This is a genomic window from Halomonas sp. (genome assembly GCF_041689495.1).
Taxonomy (GTDB): Bacteria; Pseudomonadota; Gammaproteobacteria; order Pseudomonadales; family Halomonadaceae; genus Halomonas.
Genome location: NZ_JBDNGD010000502.1, coordinates 1 through 5793, shown reverse-complemented (window position 1 = coordinate 5793; position 5793 = coordinate 1). Strand labels below are relative to the sequence as shown.

The following is a 5793-nucleotide window of genomic DNA, read 5'->3' as shown; positions in this document are numbered from 1 at the left end:
CGATGCCCAGCAGGCCGGCCATGAGGCCGACGAAGCCGCCCAGGGCCAGGTAGGCCAACCACCAGATAAGATCCAAGTCGATTTCCCCTCTCGTGATGTCGTCTTGCCGTTGAGAACCCGATCGGTTACAACATGATAGCGCTATCAGTAAAGCATACAGGACCATCGGGAGAACGCCAGGTGAGCGACAAGACCACAACAACGCCACGGGTGGGTGTGATCGGCCTCGGGGCCATGGGCCTGGGGACGGCAACCTTCCTTCGCGAGAGCGGCCTGGACGTGACGGGATTCGATATCACGCCGAAGGCATGCCAGGCATTCGAATCCCGCGGCGGGCATAGCGTCGGCTCTCCCGCCGAGCTGGCCGAGCACTGCGATATCGTGCTGGTGGTGGTGGTCAATGCCGACCAGGTCGATGCCGTGCTGTTCGGCGAGCAGGGCCTGGTGGGGCGCATAGCTAAGGATGGGCTGGTCATGCAGTGCGCGACCGTGGCCCCGAGCTTTGCCCGGCGCCTGGCCGAGCGTCTCGAGGCGGAAGGGCTCCAGATGCTGGATGCGCCGATCAGCGGCGGGGCGGCCAAGGCCCGGGATGGCCAGCTGTCGGTGATGGCCTCGGGGGCTGAGGCGGCCTTCGCCAAGGCGGCGCCTGTGCTGGATGCCATGGCCGCCACCGTCTATCGCCTGGGGGATGAGCCGGGTGTGGGTTCCAGCATGAAACTGGTCAATCAGTTGCTGGCCGGGGTGCATATCGCTTCGGCGGCCGAGGCCATGGCGCTGGGGATTCGCATGGGCCTCGACCCGGACACCGTCTACGACGTCATCACCCATTCCGCCGGCAACTCCTGGATGTTCGAGAATCGGATTCCCCATATCCTCAAGGGGGATTACACGCCACTCTCCGCCGTGGACATCTTCGTCAAGGATCTCAATATCGTCCACGAGACCGGTCGTGAACTCGCCTTGCCGACACCGGTGGCCTCCAGCGCCCTCCAGCAGTTCACCGCGGCCAAGGGCGCCGGCTTCGGTCGCGAGGATGATGCGGCGGTGATCAAGGTCTACCAGCGCCTCTCGGGCATCGCCTTGCCCGAGGCGGCCAACGACGACGGGGAGGCCTGACCATGAGCATCGTGCTGGGAGCCATCGCCGATGATTTCACCGGTGCCACCGACCTGGCCAACAACCTGGTGCGTGGCGGCATGCGCTGTATCCAGATGATCGGGGTGCCGGATACCGCCCTGACACCGGAGCAGACCGAGGCGCTGAAGGGCGTCGATGCCGTGGTGGTCGCCCTCAAGTCCCGTTCCTGCCCGGTGGACGATGCCGTCACCGACTCCCTGGCCGCGCTGGACTGGTTGAAGGCCCAGGGGGCGCGCCAAGTCTTCTTCAAGTACTGCTCCACCTTCGATTCCACCGACCGGGGCAATATCGGCCCCGTCAGCGACGCCCTGCTGGAGCGGTTGCGGGCGACAGAAACAGCGCGACTGGGGGCGACCCAGACGGTGATGGTGCCGGCCTTCCCGGTCAATGGGCGCACCGTCTACCAGGGCCATCTCTTCGTCGGTGATCGCCTGCTCAACGACAGCGGCATGGAGCATCACCCGCTCACCCCCATGGGCGATGCCGACCTGGTGCGGGTGCTGTCTCGCCAGACGCCTCACCGCGTCGGCCTGGTACCCCGGCCGGTCCTCGCCCGGGGCGTGGCGGCCACCAGGGCGCAGCTGGGCGCCCTGAATGACCAGGGGATTCGCCATGTGATCTGCGACACCCTCGACGAAGGCGATCTCGAGGTGCTCGCCGAGGCCGTGGCGGAGATGTCGCTGGTGACCGGGGGTTCCGGTCTGGGCCAGGACCTGCCGGCACAATACCGTCGCCTGGGCTGGCTGGGGGAGGTGACCGAGCCGGGTCGCCTGGCGCCGGCCTCGGGTGCTGCCCTGGTACTTTCGGGCAGCTGTTCACGGGCGACCCTGGGCCAGGTGGATCACTTCCTCGCCACACACCCCGGCTTCGCCCTGGATTCCCTGGCGTTGGCGAAAAGCGATGACCATCTGGAGTCGGCCCTGGCCTTCGCTCGCGGCAAACTGGCCGATGGTGGGCCCGTGCTGGTCTATGCCTCCGCCGAGCCTCAGCGGGTCAAGGCAGCGCAGCAGACCCTGGGAACCGAGAGGGCCGGTCGCCTGGTGGAAGAGGCCCTGGGCACCCTGGCCTCGACCCTGGTGGCCGAGGGCGTGGGGCGGCTGATCGTCGCCGGCGGAGAGAGTTCCGGGGCGGTGGTCTCGGCGCTGGGCATCCGCCAGTTGCGCATCGGTGAGCAGATCGACCCCGGCGTGCCCTGGACCCAGGCGCCGTTGCCGGGCAGGGAGGTCCCCTTGTCGCTGGCGCTGAAGTCCGGCAACTTCGGCGGCGAGGCCTTCTTCACCCGGGCCTTCGAGGTGCTGCCTACCGCGGGGAGGGAAGACCATGAGCCTTCATGACGAGAACGGCCTACGTGAGCGGATCAGCCTGCTCGGCCAGTCGCTCTTCGATCGCGGCCTGACCATGGGGTCCAGCGGCAACATCAGCGTGCGCCTCGAGGATGGCGGCTGGTTGATGACGCCCACCAACGCCTGCCTGGGACGGCTCGATCCAGCGCGGATCTCGCGGATGGACCGCGAGGGTCGTCTGCTCGACGGCGACACCCCGACCAAGGAGAGCGTCCTGCACATGGCCATGTACGACGAGCGTCCCCAGTCCGGGGCCATCGTGCACCTGCATTCGACCCATTCCGTGGCAGTATCCTGCCTGCCCGAGATCGACCCCGAAGACTGCATTCCGCCCCTGACCGCCTACTATGTAATGCGAGTGGGCAAGTTGCCGCTGGTGCCCTACCACATCCCGGGGGATCCGCAACTGGGCGATGCCGTGCGTGGCCTGGCGGGTCGCCATAGTGCCGTGCTGCTGGCCAACCACGGGCCGGTGGTGGCCGGCAAGTCGCTGGAGGCGGCGGTCTATGCCACCGAGGAACTGGAGGAGACCGCCAAGCTCTTCCTGCTGCTTCAGGGCCGCAACCCGCGGGGTCTGACGCCCGAACAGGTCGCCGAGCTCGAGGCCCGATTCCCTCGTGACTGACCCTCGCGACTGATCCCCGATTCCACAAGGACCCGACGATGATTCGACTGGCCGCCAACCTGACCATGCTGTTCAATGAACATGACTTCCTGGACCGTTTCGCCGCTGCCGCCGAGTCGGGCTTTCGTGGGGTGGAGTACCTCTTTCCCTATGCCCATTCCCCGGAGGACATCAAGGCCGCCCTGGATGAGGCGGGGCTTGCGCAGGTGCTGTTCAACCTGCCTCCCGGTGACTGGGAGGCAGGTGAGCGGGGCCTGGCCAGCCTGCCTGGTCGCGAGGGAGAGTTCCGCGACTCGGTGATCGAGGCCCTGCGCTATGCCGAGGTCCTGGACTGTCCCAGGGTGCATGCCATGGCGGGCCTGCTGCCGCCCGATGCCGACGAGGCGACTCGAGCCGCCCACCATTCGACCTATATCGCCAACCTGCGCTTCGCCGTCGGGGAAGCGGCTCGGGCGGGTCGCGAGCTGCTGATCGAGCCGATCAATACCCGCGACATGCCGGGGTTCTTCCTGTCCCGCCAGGCGCAGGCCATGGCGGTGCTGGAAGCGGTTGGCGCCGACAACCTCAGGCTGCAGTTCGACCTCTACCATTGCCAGATCATGGAGGGCGACCTGATCCGGCACCTGGAACGGCAATTCGACCGGATCGGCCATGTGCAGATCGCCGGGGTGCCCCAGCGCCACGAGCCGGATGTCGGGGAGGTGCACTATCCGGCCATCTTCGACCGTCTCGAGTCGCTCGGCTACGATGGTTGGGTCGGCTGCGAGTATCGTCCGGCCGCGGGGACCCTTGACGGGCTGGGCTGGGGACGCCAGCTTGGGTTGAATCCCTGACACCCGAAGGCGTCTTTCGACGCTGGAACAACGACAACAGGAAACAGGATCAGCATGCATATCGTCATCACCGGCGGCGCCGGTTTTCTCGGACAACGACTCCTCGCTCGACTGCTCGAGCGAAGCGAACTCGATGGCCAGGCGATACGCCGCCTGACCCTGATCGACCAGGTCGAGCCCCGTGTGCCGGCCTCTGCTGATGTAGAGATCATTCCCCTGGCCATGGACATCACCGCGCCGCAGGCCATGGATTCCGTCCTGGCCGAGAGGCCGACGGTGATCTACCACCTGGCGGCGGTGGTGAGCTCCGCCGCCGAGGGCGACCTGGGCCTCGGGATGCGGGTCAACTTCGATGCCACCCGGGGGCTGCTGGAGGGCTGTCGGCACCATGCGCTCTCGGAGACGCGCCTGATCATGGCGAGCTCGGTGGCCGCTTATGGCGGCGACCTGCCCGACACCCTCGATGACATGACGGCGCTGCAGCCGCAGAATTCCTACGGCACCCAGAAGGCCATGTGCGAGCTGTTGATCAATGACTACAGCCGTCGCGGCCTGGTCGATGGCCGTGTGCTGCGGCTGCCGACCATCACCATTCGCCCGGGGCGCCCCAATGCGGCGGCCTCGAGCTTCGCCTCGAGCATCCTGCGCGAGCCCTTGAACGGCGAGGAGGCGATCTGTCCGGTGCCGACCGACCTGGAGCTGTTCGTGATGTCGCCGGGCCGGGTGATCCAGGCGCTGATCCATGGTGCCGAGGTGCCGCGGGCAGACTGGGCACCCTTTCGTGCCTTCATGCTGCCGGGCATCACGGTCAGCGTGGGCGAGATGCTCGAGACCCTGGGTGAGGTGGCCGGTGACGAGGCCCTGGCCAGGGTGCGCCACGAACCGGACGCCGGCATCACCGCCATCGTCTCGAACTGGCCAGCGCGTTTCGATACCGCCAAGGCCCGGCGACTGGGGTTCGAGGGAGACCGGAGTTTCCGTGAGATCATCGAGGCGTTCATCCATGAGCGCTCGTGAAACTGGCATCCGTCAGGGTGCCGATCTGGATCCGGGACGAGAACGCAGAGGCTGTCCTCGTCCCGGCAACAACCAAAAGAGGAATCATGATGACCAAGCATTTCGCACGCCGCACGCTCGCTGTCGCCATCGGTGGTCTCGCCGCCACGGCGCTGAGTTTTCAGACCCAGGCCGCCACCGAGGTGAATCTGGGGCACACCCTGTCCACCAACTCCCACTATAGCGTGGGTGCCGATGCCTTCAAGGAGACCCTTGAGCGGCTCTCCGACGGCGAATTCACGGTCACCGAACATGCCGCCGGCTCCCTGGGAGGCGAGCGGGACATGATCGAAGGCCTGCAGATCGGTACCGTGGATATCGTCATTACCTCCACCGGGCCGCTGGGCAATTTCGTCCCGGAGACCTATGTGCTCGACCTGCCCTTCCTGTTCGAGGACTACGACCAGGCACGCTGCGTGCTCGACAGTGAACTGGGTGACGAGCTGCTCGAGAAGATGGGGGAGCATGACCTGGTGGGTCTGGCCTGGTCGGAGAACGGCTTCCGTCACCTGACCAACAGCCTGCGCGAGATCAATTCGCCCGAGGATGTCGAGGGTCTGAAGGTGCGTACCATGGAGAACCAGGTTCACCAGGAAGCCTTCCGCCAGCTTGGTGCCAACCCGACCCCGATGGCCTTCCCTGAGCTCTTCACCGCCCTGCAGCAGGGGACCGTGGATGGCCAGGAGAACCCCATCACGGTGATCGTGGCCACCAACTTCTGGGAGGTGCAGGACTACCTCTCGCTGACCGGGCACGTCTATTCGCCCGCCGCCATCCTGGGCTCGCCGATCCTGCTCGG

General features: G+C 66.4%; 6 protein-coding genes. All 6 read left to right on the top strand.

The window, feature by feature from the left end:
* Window positions 1–180 precede the first annotated feature (180 nt).
* Window positions 181–1116 carry an L-threonate dehydrogenase gene (gene ltnD, locus ACESMD_RS14940; RefSeq protein ID WP_372614526.1) on the top strand — a complete coding sequence of 312 codons (936 nt, stop codon included), beginning with the start codon at window positions 181–183 and terminating at the stop codon, window positions 1114–1116.
* 2 nt (window positions 1117–1118) lie between these two features.
* Window positions 1119–2471, top strand: a complete 1353-nt coding sequence (otnK, locus tag ACESMD_RS14935) for a 3-oxo-tetronate kinase (protein ID WP_372614524.1) — start codon at window positions 1119–1121, stop codon at window positions 2469–2471.
* On the top strand, window positions 2458–3105 hold the full coding sequence (otnC, locus tag ACESMD_RS14930) for a 3-oxo-tetronate 4-phosphate decarboxylase (protein WP_372614522.1): 648 nt from the start codon (window positions 2458–2460) through the stop codon (window positions 3103–3105). The genes otnK and otnC overlap by 14 nt, the downstream gene beginning before the upstream one ends.
* Window positions 3106–3143: 38 nt before the next feature.
* The gene (otnI, locus tag ACESMD_RS14925; protein WP_372614520.1) at window positions 3144–3938 is read left to right on the top strand and encodes a 2-oxo-tetronate isomerase; all 795 of its coding nucleotides are present in this window, start codon (window positions 3144–3146) and stop codon (window positions 3936–3938) included.
* 54 nt (window positions 3939–3992) lie between these two features.
* Window positions 3993–4955, top strand: coding sequence for a D-erythronate dehydrogenase (gene denD, locus ACESMD_RS14920; RefSeq protein WP_372614518.1), 963 nt, complete (start codon window positions 3993–3995; stop codon window positions 4953–4955).
* An 89-nt stretch (window positions 4956–5044) separates the two neighbouring features.
* A partial coding sequence (locus ACESMD_RS14915) for a DctP family TRAP transporter solute-binding subunit (RefSeq protein ID WP_372614517.1) occupies window positions 5045–5793 on the top strand: 749 nt, incomplete at its 3' end.